Annotated in this window: 15 protein-coding genes; 5 read left to right on the top strand and 10 right to left on the bottom strand. The window is 59.0% G+C overall.

Features of this window, described 5'->3' with window-relative positions; translation table 11 throughout:
• The 5 genes from ACXPUX_RS04690 to ACXPUX_RS04670 all read right to left on the bottom strand — a co-directional run bounded on the left by ACXPUX_RS04690 (position 1) and on the right by ACXPUX_RS04670 (position 5,808).
• Positions 1-840 (bottom strand): ABC transporter ATP-binding protein, encoded by an 840-nt coding sequence (locus ACXPUX_RS04690; RefSeq protein ID WP_458830401.1) that lies wholly within the window; start codon positions 838-840, stop codon positions 1-3.
• The gene (locus ACXPUX_RS04685; protein ID WP_458830399.1) at positions 833-1,861 is read right to left on the bottom strand and encodes a branched-chain amino acid ABC transporter permease; all 1,029 of its coding nucleotides are present in this window, start codon (positions 1,859-1,861) and stop codon (positions 833-835) included. The genes ACXPUX_RS04690 and ACXPUX_RS04685 overlap by 8 nt, the downstream gene beginning before the upstream one ends.
• 12 nt (positions 1,862-1,873) lie before the next feature.
• On the bottom strand, positions 1,874-2,752 hold the full coding sequence (locus tag ACXPUX_RS04680) for a branched-chain amino acid ABC transporter permease (protein WP_005922993.1): 879 nt from the start codon (positions 2,750-2,752) through the stop codon (positions 1,874-1,876).
• A gap of 155 nt (positions 2,753-2,907) precedes the next feature.
• The gene (locus tag ACXPUX_RS04675) at positions 2,908-4,131 is read right to left on the bottom strand and encodes an ABC transporter substrate-binding protein (RefSeq protein WP_458830396.1); all 1,224 of its coding nucleotides are present in this window, start codon (positions 4,129-4,131) and stop codon (positions 2,908-2,910) included.
• A gap of 273 nt (positions 4,132-4,404) precedes the next feature.
• Positions 4,405-5,808 (bottom strand): MATE family efflux transporter, encoded by a 1,404-nt coding sequence (locus tag ACXPUX_RS04670; RefSeq protein WP_458830394.1) that lies wholly within the window; start codon positions 5,806-5,808, stop codon positions 4,405-4,407.
• A gap of 479 nt (positions 5,809-6,287) precedes the next feature.
• Here ACXPUX_RS04670 and eno point away from each other — a divergent pair, with 479 nt between their 5' ends.
• Positions 6,288-7,574: a phosphopyruvate hydratase gene (gene eno / locus ACXPUX_RS04665; protein WP_458830392.1), complete on the top strand. Its 1,287-nt coding sequence runs from the start codon at positions 6,288-6,290 to the stop codon at positions 7,572-7,574.
• A 429-nt stretch (positions 7,575-8,003) separates the two neighbouring features.
• Here eno and ACXPUX_RS04660 read toward each other — a convergent pair whose 3' ends face one another.
• The 5 genes from ACXPUX_RS04660 to rplM all read right to left on the bottom strand — a co-directional run bounded on the left by ACXPUX_RS04660 (position 8,004) and on the right by rplM (position 12,622).
• A complete protein-coding gene (locus tag ACXPUX_RS04660) occupies positions 8,004-8,744 on the bottom strand; it encodes a PAS domain-containing protein (protein ID WP_458830390.1) in 741 nt (246 codons plus the stop codon).
• Positions 8,745-9,089: 345 nt separating this feature from the next.
• Entirely contained in the window at positions 9,090-9,992 is a 903-nt protein-coding gene (locus ACXPUX_RS04655) for a DegV family protein (protein ID WP_458830388.1), read from the bottom strand.
• A 48-nt stretch (positions 9,993-10,040) separates the two neighbouring features.
• Positions 10,041-11,333 (bottom strand): adenylosuccinate synthase, encoded by a 1,293-nt coding sequence (locus tag ACXPUX_RS04650; protein ID WP_458830386.1) that lies wholly within the window; start codon positions 11,331-11,333, stop codon positions 10,041-10,043.
• Positions 11,334-11,777: 444 nt separating this feature from the next.
• Entirely contained in the window at positions 11,778-12,176 is a 399-nt protein-coding gene (gene rpsI, locus ACXPUX_RS04645) for a 30S ribosomal protein S9 (protein ID WP_005921092.1), read from the bottom strand.
• Positions 12,177-12,193: 17 nt separating this feature from the next.
• Positions 12,194-12,622, bottom strand: coding sequence for a 50S ribosomal protein L13 (gene rplM / locus ACXPUX_RS04640; protein ID WP_458830384.1), 429 nt, complete (start codon positions 12,620-12,622; stop codon positions 12,194-12,196).
• Positions 12,623-12,934: 312 nt separating this feature from the next.
• On the opposite strand from rplM, the gene ACXPUX_RS04635 reads away from it, so the two are divergent.
• Genes ACXPUX_RS04635 through lepA form a run of 4 tightly spaced genes read left to right on the top strand, consistent with a single transcriptional unit; the run spans position 12,935 to position 17,315 of the window.
• Entirely contained in the window at positions 12,935-13,504 is a 570-nt protein-coding gene (locus ACXPUX_RS04635; protein WP_458830382.1) for a hypothetical protein, read from the top strand.
• Positions 13,501-14,301, top strand: coding sequence for a tRNA 2-thiocytidine biosynthesis TtcA family protein (locus tag ACXPUX_RS04630; RefSeq protein WP_458830380.1), 801 nt, complete (start codon positions 13,501-13,503; stop codon positions 14,299-14,301). Before ACXPUX_RS04635 ends, ACXPUX_RS04630 begins: the two co-directional genes overlap by 4 nt.
• Positions 14,282-15,484: an alanine racemase gene (gene alr / locus ACXPUX_RS04625; RefSeq protein ID WP_458830378.1), complete on the top strand. Its 1,203-nt coding sequence runs from the start codon at positions 14,282-14,284 to the stop codon at positions 15,482-15,484. The genes ACXPUX_RS04630 and alr overlap by 20 nt, the downstream gene beginning before the upstream one ends.
• 19 nt (positions 15,485-15,503) lie before the next feature.
• Positions 15,504-17,315, top strand: a complete 1,812-nt coding sequence (gene lepA, locus ACXPUX_RS04620; protein WP_113992270.1) for a translation elongation factor 4 — start codon at positions 15,504-15,506, stop codon at positions 17,313-17,315.
• Positions 17,316-17,371 lie beyond the last annotated feature (56 nt).

Below are 17,371 nucleotides of genomic sequence, written 5' to 3'. Positions count from 1 at the left end.
TCAGCCCTCCTTTTTGCCCAGATAGGCCTCGATGACCTGCGGGTTATTGCGGATCTCGTCCGGGGTGCCCTTGGCGATGATGCGGCCGAAGTTCAGCACCGCAATGCCCTCGCAGATGCCCATGACAAGGCTCATGTCGTGCTCGATGAGCAGCACGGCAATGTTGAACTCGTCGCGGATGCGGCGGATGGTCTCGGTCAGCTCCGCCGTCTCGGAGGGGTTCATACCGGCGGCAGGCTCGTCCAGCAGCAGAAGCTTCTGGCCGGTGGCCAGTGCGCGCATGATCTCCAAGCGGCGCTGTGCGCCGTAGGGCAGGCTGCCGGCCTGTGCGTTGGCAAGGTCTGCCATGTGGAAGATATCCAGCAGCTCCAGCGCACGCTCGGTGCACTGCTTTTCCTCTTTCCAGTAGTTCGGCATCCGCAGCAGAGAGGACGCCAGATTATACTTCATGGACTCGTGCAGACCCACCTTGATGTTGTCAATGACGCTCAGCTCCTTGAACAGGCGGATGTTCTGGAAGGTACGCGCCACGCCCATGCGGTTGACCTGATAGGTCTTTTTCCCGGCGGTGGGCATGCCATCGATCAGGATGGAGCCGCGGGTGGGCTGGTAGACGTTGGTGAGCAGGTTGAACACGGTGGTCTTGCCTGCGCCGTTGGGGCCGATCAGACCGGCGATCTCGTTGCGGCCGATCATCAGGTTAAAGTTGTCCACGGCGGTCAGACCGCCGAAGTCGATGCCCAGCTCACGCACGTCCAGAATGGGCTTTTTGTCCTTGTCGCGGTCGGTCAGAAAACCGCCGGAGGGCACACTGTGCAGTCTGGTCTGGAACTCACTCATGGTCAGCGGCCTCCTTTTTGGTATGTTTGCGGAACAGTTCGCCATTCATGGCCTTTTCCACGATGCGGCTCAGGGAGAAATCGTAGCTGCCCAGCAGTCCGCCCGGGCGGAAAATCATCATCAGCACCAGCACCAGCGAGTAGACCACCATGCGGTAGCTGTCAAAGCTGCGGGTGGCCTCGGGCAGGATGGTCAGCACGGTAGCGGACAGGATGGAGCCCAGCATGGAGCCCATGCCGCCCAGCACCACCATGACCAGAATCTCAATGGACTTCATAAAGCCGAAGGTGGAGGGGTTCAGCACGCCGATGTAGCAGGCGTACAGGCCGCCCGCCAAGCCTGCAAAGGCAGCGGAGAAGGCAAAGGCCATCACCTTATAATAGGTGGTCTGGATGCCGCAGCTCTCGGCGGCGATCTCATTGTCGCGGATGGCCAGCACGGCACGGCCGTGGCGGCTCTTCATCATGGCGTGGATGAGGAAGCAGGTGATGACCACGCACAGGAACACATTGATAAAGTTGGAATACTTGGGGATGTTCTTCAGGCCCTTGGAGCCATAGAACAACTTGAAGCCCAGCACATCATCAATGTTGTTCAAGGTGATGCGGATGATCTCGCCAAAGCCCAGCGTCAGGATGGCCAGATAGTCGCCGGTCAGGCGCAGGGCAGGGATGCCGATGAGCACCCCGAACAGCCCGGCGATCACCCATGCAAGCACCAGACCGATGGCAAAAGCCACGCCCTTGGGCAGGCCCGAGGATTTGGTGAACAGGGCGCAGGCGTAGGCGCCTACCGCCATAAAACCGGCGTGACCCAGCGGCAGCTGCCCCAGATAACCGGTGGCAACGTTCAGCGAGACAGCCAAAATGATGTTGATGCCCACGGTCAGCAGCACCTTATTCTGGTAGGTGGACAGCATATTGCCGGTCACATAGGAAAGTCCCACGAACAGCAGCCCCACCAGCACCAGATTCATCAGGTAGCGCACGGGCATTTTGAGGGTCTTGCGTTTGGTATTCATCGTTATGCCCCCTTACACCTTTTCCTGCACCTTGCGGCCAAGGAAGCCCGTGGGCTTGACCAGCAGCACGATGATCAGAATTGCAAACGTAACAGCGTCCTTCCATGCGGAAAGGCCGATGGCAGAAACAAAGCACTCGCACAGGCCGATGGCAATGCCGCCGACCATAGCGCCCGGAATGGAGCCGATGCCGCCCAGCACGGCGGCAACAAAGGCCTTCAGACCCAGCATAGAGCCCATGGTGGGGGTAGCCTGCGGGTAGGAGCAGCAGTACAGCACGCTGCCGATGCCTGCCAGCGCCGAGCCCACGGCAAAGGTGAAGGAGATCGTGCTGTTGACATTGATGCCCATCAGGCGGGCAGCGTCCATATCCTCCGAGACGGCGCGCATAGCCTTGCCAAGCTTGGTCTTTTGCACCAGAAAGGTGAGCACCAGCATGGACAGCACGGTGACCACCAGCGTGATGATGGAGGTAAGACCCAGCGGCACCTTGCCCAGACGGAAGGTCTGGTTGGTATAGTAGGCGGGGATCACCTTTGCACCCGAGCCGAGGATCAGCTCTGCCGTGTACTCCAGAAAGAAGGAGACACCAATGGCGGTGATCAGCAGCGAGATGCGGGGTGCGCTGCGCAGGGGGGTGTAGGCGATCTTTTCGATCACCACACCCAGCAGCGTACAGGTGATGATGGTGGCGCACACGGCGGTGACCGGGCCGAGACCCAGCTGGTTCATGACGAACCACGACATGTATGCGCCCACCATGATGACATCGCCGTGGGCAAAGTTCAGCAGCAGGATAATGCCGTACACCATGCTGTAGCCCAGTGCGATCAGTGCATAGATGCTGCCAAGGGACAAGCCGTTGATCAGCTGGCTAAAGAACACTGTCATGGTTGGATACTTCCTTTCTTTGCGGCGTTTACACTTTTTGATATAAAAAACGGAGAACGCCTGACCAGAAAAAAGCTGTTCCGGCGTTCTCCAAAAAAGTCATGGGGTTTGCTCTGTGCGGGCGGCTCCATCACCGGTGGATGGAGCTGCGCGGATCAGAACATTTCCTTCAGCTCGGGCTTGCCGTCCACGTAGGTCAGGATGGCAGTGCTCTTGATGGGGTTGTGGTGCTCGTCGAAGGTAAAGGTGCCGGTGATGCCCTCGATGGTGCCGCCGGCAATGGCGTCGATGACAGCCTGCTTGTACTCGTCAGAGCCAGCCTCGAGACCCTGCTCCTCAGCTGCCTTGATGCCGTACACAACGGTCATAGCGGCATCGTAGCCCAGAGGTGCAAAGCCGTTGGGGTACTCCTCGCCGTACTCAGCCTTGTAAGCGGCCTCAAAATCGGCGCTGGAGCCCTTGGCGTAGCCGGCGCAGAAGTAGGAGTCCTTCAGCTGGTCTGCGGTGGCATAGCCCTCCAGACCATCCCAGCCGTCGCCGCCCAGGAACGGAACGGTCAGGCCAACGCTCTCGGCCTGAGCCAAAATCTGACCCACATCCTGATAGTAGTTGGGGCAGAACACCATCTCAGGGTTCTTGCCCAGAATGCTGGTCAGCTGGGTCTTGAAGTCCACATCGCCCTCGGAGTAGCTCTCCTGATCGACGACGGTGCCGCCCAGTCTCTCAAACTCGGTCACGAAGTTCTCGGCCAGACCCTCGTTGTAGTCCTTGCCCTTCAGGAAGATGACGGCTGCCTTGGTGTAGCCCAGCTTCTGGTAAGCGTAATCTGCCATCTTCACGCCCTGGAACGGGTCGGTGAAGCAGGCGCGGAACACATTCCCGTTCACGGTGTCGGTCTCGGCATCGTAGGTAACAGCCTCGGCGGTAGCAGAAGCGGTGACCATAGGCATATTGTACTCGGCGCTCTCGGCGGCAACAGCCAGCGTGGGAGCGGTGGTTACATCGCCCACCAGAGCGGTGATGCCCTGATCCGCCATCTTGGTAAAGCAGGTCACAGCCTGCGTTTCATCGCCCTGCTCGTCCATGGTGATGATCTCCAGCTGCTTGCCGTTGACACCGCCGTCGGCATTGACCTGCTTCAGGTACAGGGTAGCGCCGTTGATAACAGCCAGACCGTAAACGGAAACATCGCCAGTCATGGGGCCCAGAACGCCCACCTTGATGGTGCTGCCGGAAGCAGCAGCGGAACCGGCGGTAGAACCGGCAGCAGAAGAAGCGGCCGTGCTTGCGGAAGAACCGCCGCAGGCAGTCAGAGCACTTGCTGCGGCAACAACACCGGCAGCGGCCATGAACTGACGACGAGTGATCATCTTTTTCATAAAAATCTCCTCCTTCGGAGTGTTTTATAAGATAAATTGATAAAAACGGAAGCAAGGCCCTTCCCCTCTAAAGCGGCCTTGCTCCTGTTCTTGTCTGTTATTATAGCTATCTGGGTTCAAATCCGCAATTCACAAACCGTCCATACTTTTGGGCGCATTTTCTCGGCTTTGTTGATACTTTATACAAAAATTAAAGCGTGATTTTGTGCACTATTTCAAATTGTTCATTTTGTATATTTGTGACATGAAACAGATTCACAAGTTGCAAAAAGGTTACAGGGTCTCCATCTCGGCGTCGGCGCGGACTTCGGCAGCCTGTCCTTCGGCTTCAGCAGCAGCCACAGGCTGTGTCAGTGCCTTGCGGATGGCGGTGGCGTAGAACACCATGGAAAGTGCCGTGCCGATGCACCAGCCCACAGGCCATGCCATCCAGATACCGGTGGAGCCCAGTGCGGTGGCGCTGAGCACGGCGGCAATGCCCACGCGCAAAATCAGGTCGGTGAAGGTAGCGATCATGAACCGCACCATCAGGCCGCAGCCGCGCAGGATGCCGTCTGCTACCAGCTTGACCGACACCACAAAGTAGAAGGGGGAGAGGATGCGCAAAAACAGCATACCGGTGTCAATGGCGGGGCCCTGCGGGTCGTTCATGAACAGCAGCAGCAGGAAGCGTCCGAAGAAGAAGTACAGCACCACCAGCGGCACGCACAGCAGCCACACCAGATTGCGGCCTGCGCCAAAGCCTTCCTTGACGCGGTTCATCTTACCGGCACCCATGTTCTGGGAGGTGTAGTTGGAGATGCCGTTGCCCAAAGTGGTAAAGGAGGTAATGACCATGTTGTTCAGCTTGACGGCGGCAGAATAGCCTGCAATGACGCTGGCGCCAAAGGTGTTGATGATGCTCTGCAGGATGATGTTGCCCACCGAGACAAAGCTCTGCTGCAGGATGCTGGGCACAGCCACCACGGCCACCTTGCCCAGCATGACCCAAGAGAACAGCTGCACATGACCCTCGGTGCGGAAAGCGCGGATGCGGCGGAACACCACCACCATGGCCAGCACGCAGCTGACACCCTGACACAGGAAGGTAGCCCATGCCACACCGGCAATGCCCATCTTAAAACCGGCCACGAACAGGATATCCACGCCGATGTTGGACAAAGACGAGACCGCAAGGAAGTAGAAGGGGGTCTTGCTATCGCCAAGGGCAGAGAAAATGCCGGTGGCAATGTTGTAGAAGAACATGAAGGGCAGACCCAGAACGTAGATGTCCAGATACAGCGCAGAGTCCGCAAGGATCTCCTCCGGGGTATTGATGAGCTCCAGCAGGGCATCGCAGCCCAGCAGACCAATGCCCATCAGCACGGCGCACAGCACCGCAGAGCCGATGAGGGAGGTGTAGACCGAGGTCTTCATCTCGCCGTATTCCTTTGCGCCGAAGCAGCGGGACACGATGACCGAGCAGCCGATGTTGCAGCCAAAGGCAAAGGCGATGAAGATCAGGGTGATCTCGTAGCTGTTGCCCACCGCAGCCAGCGCGTTCTCACCGATGAACTTGCCCGCCACCAGACTGTCGGCGATGTTGTACAGCTGCTGGAAAATGATGCTGCCGAACATGGGCAGACAGAATTGCCACAATACCTGTGACGGCTTGCCCACCGTCAGATCTTTATTCATTGCAAAAATCCTCCTCTATAACGACTATAAATGGGAAAACAGCGTAAATGCCGCAATCAGTATAGAACCGAACCGCCAAAAAGTAAAGAGAATTTTTGGTATATCTGCCATACAAAATTTACATGGCGGGTACAATGTGCCCTGCAGAAATCAACTTTTGAAGGTTGACCCAGAGCAAAGGCCTTCACCCCTTGGGGACAGATTTCCCCCGGCCGGGGGAAGCCTTTAGAGGAAAATTGATTTCTGCGAACGTATCCCCGCTGCCGCAAAGGGGCAGACTGTAAACAGGTTTTCCACGGCGGTTTGCGCTCCTGTTAAAAATTTAGGGCTGCAAACATCCGCCCCGGCTCTTGCGCCGGGGCGCAAAGCGTGGTAGGATATTGATGGTTAGTTAGACAAATCTATCCAAAATAGAGCAGTTCCCCGTCTGCCCGTCCGGGCGGTATGGAAGGGAAAATGATATTCAGGAGGGTTTCAAGATGAATTATCTGGAAATTGAATCTGTTGTTGGCCGCGAGATTCTGGACTCCCGCGGCAACCCCACCGTGGAAGCCGAGATCACACTGGCAGACGGCACCGTGGCGCGCGGCTGCGCCCCTTCCGGTGCATCCACCGGCGAGTTTGAGGCGCTGGAGCTGCGGGACGGCGACAAGAGCCGCTATCTGGGCAAGGGTGTGACCAAGGCAGTGGAAAACATCAACACGGTCATTGCGGACGCCGTTGTGGGCATGGATGCCTCCGACATCTACGCCATCGACGCCGCCATGATCAAGGCAGACGGCACCAAGGATAAGTCCAATCTGGGCGCAAACGCCATTCTGGCGGTGTCCATTGCAGCCTGCCGCGCAGCCGCCGCTTCGCTGGAAATGCCGCTGTACCGTTTTCTGGGCGGCGTAAACAGCAACCGACTGCCCGTGCCCATGATGAACATCCTGAACGGCGGCGCACACGCCGCCAACACCGTGGACACGCAGGAGTTCATGATCATGCCGGTGGGTGCACCCTCCTTTAAAGAAGCGCTGCGCTGGTGCGCCGAGGTGTTCCATGCACTGGCTGCTATCCTGAAGTCCAAGGGGCTGGCGACCTCTGTGGGCGATGAGGGCGGCTTTGCGCCCAACCTTTCCAGCGACGAGGAGACCATCGAGACCATTCTGGCTGCCATCGAAAAGGCGGGCTATGTTCCGGGCAAGGACTTTATGCTGGCAATGGACGCCGCCGCCTCCGAGTGGAAGAGCCCCAAGGGCAAGGGCTTCTACAAGCTGCCCAAGGCGGGCACCGAGTTCACCTCTGCCGAGCTGATCGCACACTGGAAGAGCCTTGTGGAGAAGTACCCCATTATCTCCATCGAGGACGGTCTGGACGAAGAGGACTGGGAAGGCTGGCAGCAGATGACCCGCGAACTGGGCGGCAAGGTGCAGCTGGTGGGCGACGACCTGTTCGTAACCAACACCGAGCGTCTGGCAAAGGGCATCCAACTGGGTGCGGGCAACGCCATCCTGATCAAGCTGAACCAGATCGGCTCTGTCTCCGAGACGCTGGAGGCCATCAAGATGGCACACAAGGCCGGTTACAACGCCATCAGCTCCCACCGCTCCGGCGAGACCGAGGACACCACCATTGCAGACTTGGCTGTGGCGCTGAACACCTGCCAGATCAAGACCGGTGCACCCAGCCGCACCGAGCGTGTGGCAAAGTACAACCAGCTGCTGCGCATTGAGGAGCAGCTGGGCGAAAGCGCCGTCTACCCCGGCATGGAAGCGTTTTAAGTATGACGATTTGGAATGCCCTCCGCGCTTTCCGGGTTGCGGCACCCAGCATCCGCATCGTGCCTTGGGCGGCACTCGCGTCTTGCTGGCCGCTGCCCCAACAGCTCCTCCCTGTTTCCGCCACTGGCGGCGGTCGTCGTCGTTGCTGGGCATTTTCAGCGGAAATAGTATTTTTGATTTGTTGCTCAGAAACGCCTGCGGGCGTTTCTGAGCAACTTTTTTCATGGGAAGGGGTCGTAACGGCAGACGGCAGCTGCGACACTCCCAATATTTACCACCACAGCATTTGCAATCCTGCGGCGGGCTGGTTCGTATACAAGGCAGACCGGCACCCGGCAACAGCCGGGACGGAATGAAACGAAAGGAGCAAACCTTCCATGTTTCAAGGCCTTGGACCGCTGCTCAGCCTTTTGGGCGGCGGCAGCTTGACTAAGCTGCTTCTGTTTTTGCTGAAGGGTCTGTTCGGCTGAACCGGACGGTCTGAAAGGAGAATACCATGCTGATCGTATTGGAGCATCTGCTGGGTCGGATCAACCTGCCCGGTATCTGGTGGATCATTTCTGAGCGCTGGCTGTGATGTGACACCCCGCAAAGCCGCTGCACTTTTTGTGCGGCGGCTTTTTTGCTGCGCGGGACAGCTTGGAATGCCTCGCCGGGCTGATCACTCTCAGGCGCTGACCGGCAGAAGCAAAAAAGCTCCCCCTTTCGGGGGAGCTGGCATTGCGGAACACCGATTTTTCGTTGATGCTGTTCCAGCTTTTCCCGCAGATCCACATAGGGGGTGATATCCGTGATAGTGCCCACGATATGGCCGCTGCCGTGCCATTCCACCCGGTTGGCAGCGTTGGTGACCCAGCGGTAGCCGTTTTTGCCCAGAAGCCGGAAGATGCTGTCACCATTCTTGGCGTAAGTTGCGCTGTTTTCCGCATTCCGGTAGCGCAGCCCGGCCGCCAGATCATCCGGGTGTATCAGTGCTATATAGCGGTTATCGAACCTTGCCGCAAATTCTTCCCGCTCCCAGCCCAGTATCTCCAGAAAGCGGTCACTGACATAAGCAAACGGATAGCCGTTTTCAGGGTCCTCTGCGCAGCAGTGAAAGCCGCCCGGTATATTCTGTGCATCGCGTTCCAGCCGCAGAAATCCTTTTTTTATTGTCTCGCCTGTTTCCATTTTACCTTTCCTGCCTTTTTCTCCGCGCACCGCAGCACGCAGTACCCCCTGTTACCGCAATTTCAAACTTCACCTTCCTGTACACCCCGCTTTTGGGCGTACTGTAACATTTTGATCCTATCATCAAAACTGCCTAGATGCAAGCATTTTTTACCAATTTTGCCAACAGAACGGCAAGTAAGGCGCATTAAAAAAAGTTATAAGGGCAGCGGGCTCCCCCCTGCCTGAAAAAGCAGTTCTTACTGTATCCGATTCGTTACAGTTTCTGCCTGTAACAAAAAAAGAGATAGACCTCCCCTTCCGGGAAAGTCTATCTCTTTTTTATCCAGTTTCTTCTGTTTTCTATCAGCCCTGCTTTTTCCAGCGGCGCATGACGCCCATGCCCAGTGCATAGGGGCCGGTGTGCACCGCAATGGTGCAGCCGATCTGCAACAGCCCTACCTCACACTGTGCGCCGGGGTACTTGGCGCGCAGGGCGGCGCGGGTCTGCATCCACAAACGCTTGCCCTCGTCTGCATCGTAGCCGTAGCCCACCGTGATGCGGTAGTCGTCCGGGGTGCCGCCGTGGGCATCCAGATAGTTCATCAGCTGTTCCAGCGCCTTTTCAAAGCTCTTCTGTCGGCCGCGGGCTACGCCGCCGGAGAAGATCTCGCCCTCCTTGAACAGGATCATGGGCTTGAGTCCCAGCATATTGGCGGCGCGGCCGGTCACCTTGCCGATGCGCCCGCCCTTGATCAGGTAATCCAGATCACCCACGGTGAAGAAGATCTGGTTGGTGGCCTTTTCGGCCTCCAGCCAAGTCACGGTTTCATCCAAGGTGCAGCCTGCGTCCCGCATGGCCACGGCGTTTTCCACCATGGTGGACTCCGTCACCGTAGCAGCGGCAGAGTCGATGACCTCGATGCGGGCATTGGGGTAGTCCTCCAGCACCAGGTCCCGGGCGTTGCGGGCGCTGCCCACGCAGCCGCTCATCTTGCCGGTGAACACCAGACACAGCACATCCCGACCCGCCTCGGCGTGTGCGCGGAAAGCCTTTTCGAAGTCCTCAATGGAGGCCAGACTGGTCTTGGGATAGGCCGCCGGGTTATCCACCATGAACTGATAGAAGTCCCGCACAGGGATCTCCAGCCCTTCCTTGCGGTAATGCTCGCCGTCCAGCGATACATAAAAGGGCACGACCTCGATGCCAAGCTGCTTGGCGGTGTCCAGCGTCAGGTCGCAGGCGCTGTCGGTAATGATATCAAACATCTGTGACGCTTCCTTTTCTGAAACTCGGGGGCTGCTTTTGGCGGCAGCTCAGCCGCGGTGGATGTAGGCCTCGCGCTCTGCGCCCACCGAGATATAGGTGATCTTGCAGCCCACAGCCTTTTCCAGATACTCCACATAATCGCGGGTCTGCTGGGGCAGATCCTCCCACTTGCGGGCTGCGGTGATATCGCAGTGCCAGCCGGGCAGATACTCCACCACGGGCTGTGCGGTATCCAGTGCCTCACCCATGGGGAAGCGGGTGGTGGTGGTGCCATCGGTCAGCTTGTAGGCGGTGACCATGGGGATCTTTTCCATGTAGTCCAGCACGTCCAGCAGGGTCAGGGCGACCTCGTCGCAGCCCTGGCAGAACACGCCGTAGCGGCTTGCCACCAAGTCGATGGGGCCCACGCGGCGGGGACGGCCGGTGGCTGCGCCATACTCGTGGCCAGCCTCACGCAGGGCGTGCTTCTCTTCCTCGTTCATGGCCAGCTCGGCGGTGAAGGGGCCGTCACCCACGCAGGAGGAGTAAGCCTTCATGACGCCGATGGAGTTGTGCAGCTTGTGGCCGGGGATGCCGGCACCGATGGGCGCATAAGCACCGATAACGTTGGAGGAGGTGGTGTAGGGGTAGATGCCAAAGTCGATATCGCGCAGTGCGCCCAGCTGTGCCTCAAACAGCACCTTCTTGCCGGCGGCGTCGGCATCAGCCAGATACTGACCCACATCGCAGATGTAGTCCTTGAAGATGGCGGCATACTTTTCGAGCCAGTTCCACATCTCGTCCACGCTGATGGGTGCTGCGTTGTAGCTGCCCTCCATGACCAGATTCTTGGAATCCACCATGGTGACCAGACGCTTCTTCACGGCGTCGTCCAGATGCAGCAGGTCGCCCATGCGCAGGGTCTTCTTCATGTACTTGTCGCCGTATGCGTAAGCGATGCCGCGCTTGGTGGAGCCGAACTGTGCGCCGGTCTTGGACAGGCGTGCCTCCTCCAGACCATCCTGCTCCACATGGTAGGGCATGGTGATGGTTGCGCGGTCGGAGATCTTCAGGTTTTCCGGGGTGATCTCAATGCCCTGCTCGCGCAGCTTATTGATCTCGCCGTCCAGATGATGCGGGTCGATGACCATGCCGTTGCCCATAACGCACACGACGTTGGGGCGCAGGATGCCGGAGGGCAGCAGGTTCAGCACGAACTTGCCGCGCTCGTTTTTAACGGTATGGCCTGCGTTGTTGCCGCCCTGATATCGTGCAACGATGTCGTACTCCTGGCTGATCAGGTCGACCATGCGGCCCTTGCCCTCATCGCCCCAGTTGATACCCGTAATTGCAGTAAGCATAATAAATGACCTCTTTATCCTTTTTTCAAAAGACAGCCTTTTCCGTGCACCTTGCCCGGGATACGCTACCTTGGGTAAAACGCACCGGTTTGCTGCCCTTGCGGCACGCACCAATGCAATTATAGTATAGCACAGTCTGCCGCGCAAAAAAAGGGGGAACGCACCTTTTTACAGCGGATTCCCTCTTAAAACAAAAACGGCTCTGCCGAAGCAGAGCCGTAAAAGTGCATACTGAGATAAATCAGCGCTTGGAGAACTGGGGAGCATCGCTGGCAGGGCTGCGCCCTGCACGCGATGCTTGAGCAAGGATTTTGAGCGCCTCCGGCTCGCCCCTTGCGGGGCAACTGCCGGAGATGCGCAGTCGTGCTCCCCAGTTCTCTGGGAAAGGGGCAACAAAAAACGGCTCTGCCGAAGCAGAGCCGTAGAGATACATCTGAAATATAATCAGCGCTTGGAGAACTGGGGAGCACGACGTGCAGCCTTCAGACCGTACTTCTTACGCTCCTTCATACGAGGATCGCGGGTCAGGAAGCCAGCCTTCTTCAGCACAGGACGGTTCTCGTCGCTCTGCTGCAGCAGGGCGCGGCTCAGGCCGTGACGGATAGCGCCAGCCTGACCGGAAACACCGCCGCCGGAAACGCGGACGACGACGTCGTACTTGCCCTCCAGGCCCAGCAGGACCAGCGGAGAACGGACGATCAGCTTCAGGGTCTCCAGACCGAAGTAGTTGTCGATATCACGATCGTTGATGGTGATCTTACCGGTGCCGGTGTAAACGCGAACGCGGGCAACGGAATCCTTACGACGACCAGTGCCGTAGAAATAAGGTTTGGTTTCGTACATATTCGATTGCCTCCTTCTTAGAACTCGATCTTCTCGGGCTTCTGAGCAGCGTGAGCGTGCTCGGCACCCTGGTAGCAGTGCAGGCGGGTCAGAGCCTTAGCACCGATGGTGTTGGAAGGGATCATGCCCTTGACAGCGTAGGTCATAGCCAGATCGCTGTTCTCAGCCATCAGCTTGCTGTACTGGACTTTCTTCAGGCCGCCGATGTACTTGCTGTGGGTGATGTGGAACTTCTGCTCAGCCTTCTTGCCGGTCAGAACAGCCTGATCGCAGTTGATGACAACCACGAAATCGCCGCAGTCCACGTTGGGGGTGTAATCGACCTTCTGCTTGCCGCGCAGCAGAACAGCGGCCTCAGCAGCGACGTGGCCCAGGCTCTTGCCGGCAGCGTCGAGCAGGTACCACTTACGCTCGACTTCAGCGGGCTTTACGAGAGTAGTGCTCATATCTATTTCCTCCTGATAAGCTTTTTGTACGTTTCAGGCACCCTTTTGGGGCGCGAGTGTCAGTATACAACACAAAAACGCGCCTGTCAACATGATTTTTGGATTTTTTCAGTGGAAATTTTTGAAACTCTCAAAATCGCTTGATTTCTCATGAATCCTCTTGATTTCTGAATTTCGATTTTTGCAAAAGTTTTTTGCCCGCACCGGCATATTTTTGCCATTTGCCCGCTACAAATCCCGCTGCGGTTGTGGTATACTATAAAGGATATGGGCGGCGTACCGCTGCCTTGCCAACACAAGGAGAATACATCCATGCCAAATGAGATCGACCGCACTTCTTCGGCGCAGCGCCGCAGCTCCAAGCTGCTGACGGCGATGGCCATTTTCATCTGTCTGGGCATCGCAGCCTACATGGTGCTTACCCTGCTGGTGAACCGGCAGACCCCCGCGACGCCTGACACCCACTATACCGGCACGAACGGCATCTCTGTCTACTACGACAGCAGCGTGTGGAGCGTGTGCCGCATGACCGAGGACCCTACCCTCGGCACCGTGCTGGAGCTTGCCACCGCCGACACGGCAGACAGCGAGGACTATCAGGCTGTTTTGTTGCAGCGGGGCACCTCCGACAGCTACGACAACTTTATTGAGGATTCGGAAGCCGACCTCAAGCAGGCTTACGGCGTCATCAAGCCCCGCAAGGTCAACCTGACCGTGGAGGGCGCAGCGGTAGAGGCGGTGCGCTGCGATATCCGCACCTACTACGCCGTGCTGGCGACCATCACCTACGACAGCGGTGATGTAGTCTATGTATCGGCGCTGACAAAGCTTGCCTCCATCAGCGATGTGGTCAATCTGGTAGAAAGCGTGAGCCTGTCATGAGTGATCTTCGTGCAATGCAGCGGCTTTGCGGCCTGATGCGCAAGGCCGTACAGGACTATGAAATGATCGCTCCCGGCGACCGGGTGATGGTGGGTGTTTCCGGCGGCAAGGACAGCGTGGCGCTGATCATCGGCCTTTCCATGCTGCGCAAGTACATCGGCTTTGACTATGAGGTGGTGGCGGTCACGCTGGACCCGCAGTTCGACCATCAGCCCATGGACTACTCCGCACTGGCAGAGCTGTTCCGGCAGCACGGCATCCCCTACGAGGTGCGCCGCACCGAGATCGGCCCGGTGGTGTTCGAGTACCGCAAGGAGAAGAACCCCTGCGCCCTGTGCGCCAAGCTGCGGCGGGGTGCGCTGCACACCGCCGCGCAGGAGCTGGGCTGCAACAAGGTAGCGCTGGGGCATCATCTGGACGATGCTGTGGAAACCTTTTATATGAACCTCTGGCGGGAGGGACGCATCGGCTGCTTCTCGCCGGTGACCTACCTCTCCCAGCGGGACCTTACCCTCATCCGCCCCATGCTGCTGGCCACCGAGTACGAGGTGCAGTGCGCCGTGCGGGAGGCGGGTTTGCCCATCGTGAAGAGCCGCTGCCCCGCCGACGGCGTTACCGTGCGGGAACAGACCAAGGAATTTGTACAGGAGCGCTGCCGCACCGACCACGCCTTCCGGCAAAAGACCCTCCATGCCTTGCAGGAGAGTGGCATTGACGGCTGGCGTCCCGTCCACACGGGTCGGGGCAGCTTTATCGTACCAAAGAAGGAAACAGATCATGCAGACACAACCGTTTGAAAAACACGTCTGGGCCGAGATCGATCTCGAGGCCCTTCGGTATAATTTCCGGGCAGTCAAGGCCCGGGCAGGGGAACTGCCCCTGTGCGCAGTGGTCAAGGCGGACAGCTACGGCCACGGCGCGGTACAGTGCGCCCGGGTGTTCGCCGAGGAGGGCGCCGCATGGCTGGCGGTCAGCTGCCTGACCGAGGCCGTGCAGCTGCGCAAGGCGGGGCAGACTTTGCCCATCCTCATTCTGGGTCATGTGCAGCCCGCCTACGCCGCCGTCCTGATCCAGAACGACATCACCGTGGCCTGCTACTCCCTTGCGCAGGCACGCGCCCTGAGCGAAGCTGCCGTGGCGGCAGGCGGCAGGGTGCACATCCACCTCAAGGCCGACACCGGCATGGGGCGCATCGGCTTTGCCCTGCGCACCGATTTTGACGCCGCCATCCGGGAGATGCTGGAAGCCTGTGCGCTGCCCGGACTGGAAATGACCGGCCTGTTCCAGCATTTTTCCGTGGCCGACGACACCGCCCCGGAGAATGTGGCCTATACCGCCGAGCAGCACGCACTGTTCGTGAAGGCTTTCCACGCGCTGAAGGCTGCCGGGCGGGAGCCTGCCCTTGTGCACTGCGATAACTCTGCTGGGGTCATGCTGCACCCGGACTGGCCGGAGGGCTTGCCCCGGGAGCGCTGCATGGCGCGCCCCGGCATCATCCTGTACGGCTACGACCCCAGCGACGAGGTGCGCTTTGGCCGCTTCAAGCCGGTAATGACCCTTAAGACCGTGGTGAGCATGATCAAGGAGATGCAGCCCGGCCAGTGCGCCAGCTACGGCCGCCGCTTTACCGCCGAAAAGCCCACCAAGGTAGCCACCCTTTGCACCGGCTACGCCGACGGCTACCCCCGGCTTTTGAGCTGCGGCAAGGGCGTGGTGGAGATCCACGGCAAGGCCTGCCCGGTACTGGGGCGGGTTTGTATGGATCAGCTGATGGTGGACGTGACCGACGTGCCGGAGGTGCGCGAGGATGATGAAGCCATCCTGTGGGGCGGCACCGTGAGCGACACCGCAGAGACCATTGCCCGCAAGACCGATACCATCCCCTACGAAGTGCTGTGCGGCGTTTCCCGCCGCGTGCCCCGCGTCTACCGCGACCACGGACAGATCGTGGCCGTGGAGGACTGGATCTTAGAAGCATAAAGCTGCCCGGAGGAACTACATGGCAAGAGACAACATCCGCAACTTCTGCATCATTGCACATATCGACCACGGCAAGTCCACCCTGTCCGACCGCATTCTGGAGCTGACCAAGAGCGTGGACGAGCGCACCATGGAGGACCAGATCCTTGACAACATGGATATCGAGCGCGAGCGCGGCATCACCATCAAAGCGCGTGCCGTGACCATGAACTATACCGCAAAGGACGGCAAGACCTACGAGTTCAACCTGATCGACACCCCGGGTCATGTGGACTTCGCCTACGAGGTCAGCCGCAGTCTGGCCGCCTGCGAGGGTGCCATTCTGGTGGTGGACGCCACGCAGGGCGTGGAGGCGCAGACGCTGGCCAACACCTATATGGCACTGGAGCACGATCTGGAGCTGGTGCCCATCCTGAACAAGATCGACCTGCCCAGCGCCCACCCGGACGAGGTGGCGCAGGAGGTGGAGGACGTGATCGGCCTGCCCTGCATGGACGCGCCCCGCGTCTCGGCCAAGACCGGCCTGAACATTGATCAGGTGCTGGAGCGTGTGGTCAGCGATATCCCCGCCCCCACCGGCGACCCGGACGCTCCCCTCAAAGCGTTGATCTTCGACAGCATCTACGACAGCTACAAGGGCGTCATCGTCTACATCCGCGTGTTCGAGGGCACGGTGAAGCCCGGCGACACCATCCGCATGATGGCTACCGGCGCAGAGTTCACGCTGGTGGAGGTGGGTCACATGGGTGCCACCTCCCTGACCCCCTGCGCCCAGCTGCAGGCCGGCGAGGTAGGCTACCTGACCGCCAGCATCAAGACGGTGCAGGACACCCGCGTAGGCGATACCGTCACGCTGGCAGAGCGCCCCACCGCAGAGGCGCTGCCCGGCTACCGTCAGGTCAAGCCCATGGTGTTCTGCGGCATCTACCCCGCCGATGGTGCCAAGTACCCCGACCTGAAGGACGCACTGGAAAAGCTGCAGCTGAACGACGCCTCCCTGACCTTTGAACTGGAGACCAGTGCCGCGCTGGGCTTCGGCTTCCGCTGCGGTTTCCTGGGTCTGCTGCACATGGAGATCATCACCGAGCGTCTGGAGCGGGAGTTCGATCTGGACATCATCACCACCACCCCCAGCGTGCGCTACCGCCTGACTTTGACCGATGGCACGGTGGAGATGATCGATAACCCCTCCAGCTACCCGGACCCCAGCAATATCGTCAAGCAGGAAGAGCCCTTTGTGGACGTGCACCTGTACACTCCCAACGACTATGTAGGCGGCCTGATGGATCTGTGCCAGAGCAAGCGCGGCGTGCTGATCGATATGAAGTATCTGGACGATGTGCGGGTAGACCTGCACTACGCGCTGCCGCTGGGCGAGATCGTGTACGACTTCTTCGACGCCATCAAGAGCCGCAGCCGCGGCTACGCCAGCTACGACTACGAGTTCAAGGAGTACCGCGAGAGCGATCTGGTCAAGCTGGATTTCCTGCTCAACGGCGACCCCGTGGACGCCTTGTCCATGATCGTGTTCCGGGACAACGCCTACGCCAAGGGACGCCGCATCTGCGAAAAGCTGCGGGACAACATCCCGCGCAACCTGTTCGAGATCCCGGTGCAGGCAGCCATCGGCGGCAAGATCATTGCCCGCGAGACGGTCAAGGCTATGCGCAAGGACGTGCTGGCCAAGTGCTACGGCGGCGATATCTCCCGTAAAAAGAAGCTGCTGGAAAAGCAGAAGGAAGGCAAAAAGAAGATGCGTCAGCTGGGCAGCGTTTCCCTGCCCAGTGAGGCCTTTACCGCCGTGCTCAAGCTGGACAGCGACGACGATTGATCTGCAAATATACAAAAGGGATGCTGCGTGCGCGGCATCCCTTTTTTGATGGGAAC

Source organism: Faecalibacterium sp. PGM34, from assembly GCF_054456555.1.
This window is presented reverse-complemented; position numbering and strand designations above follow the sequence as displayed.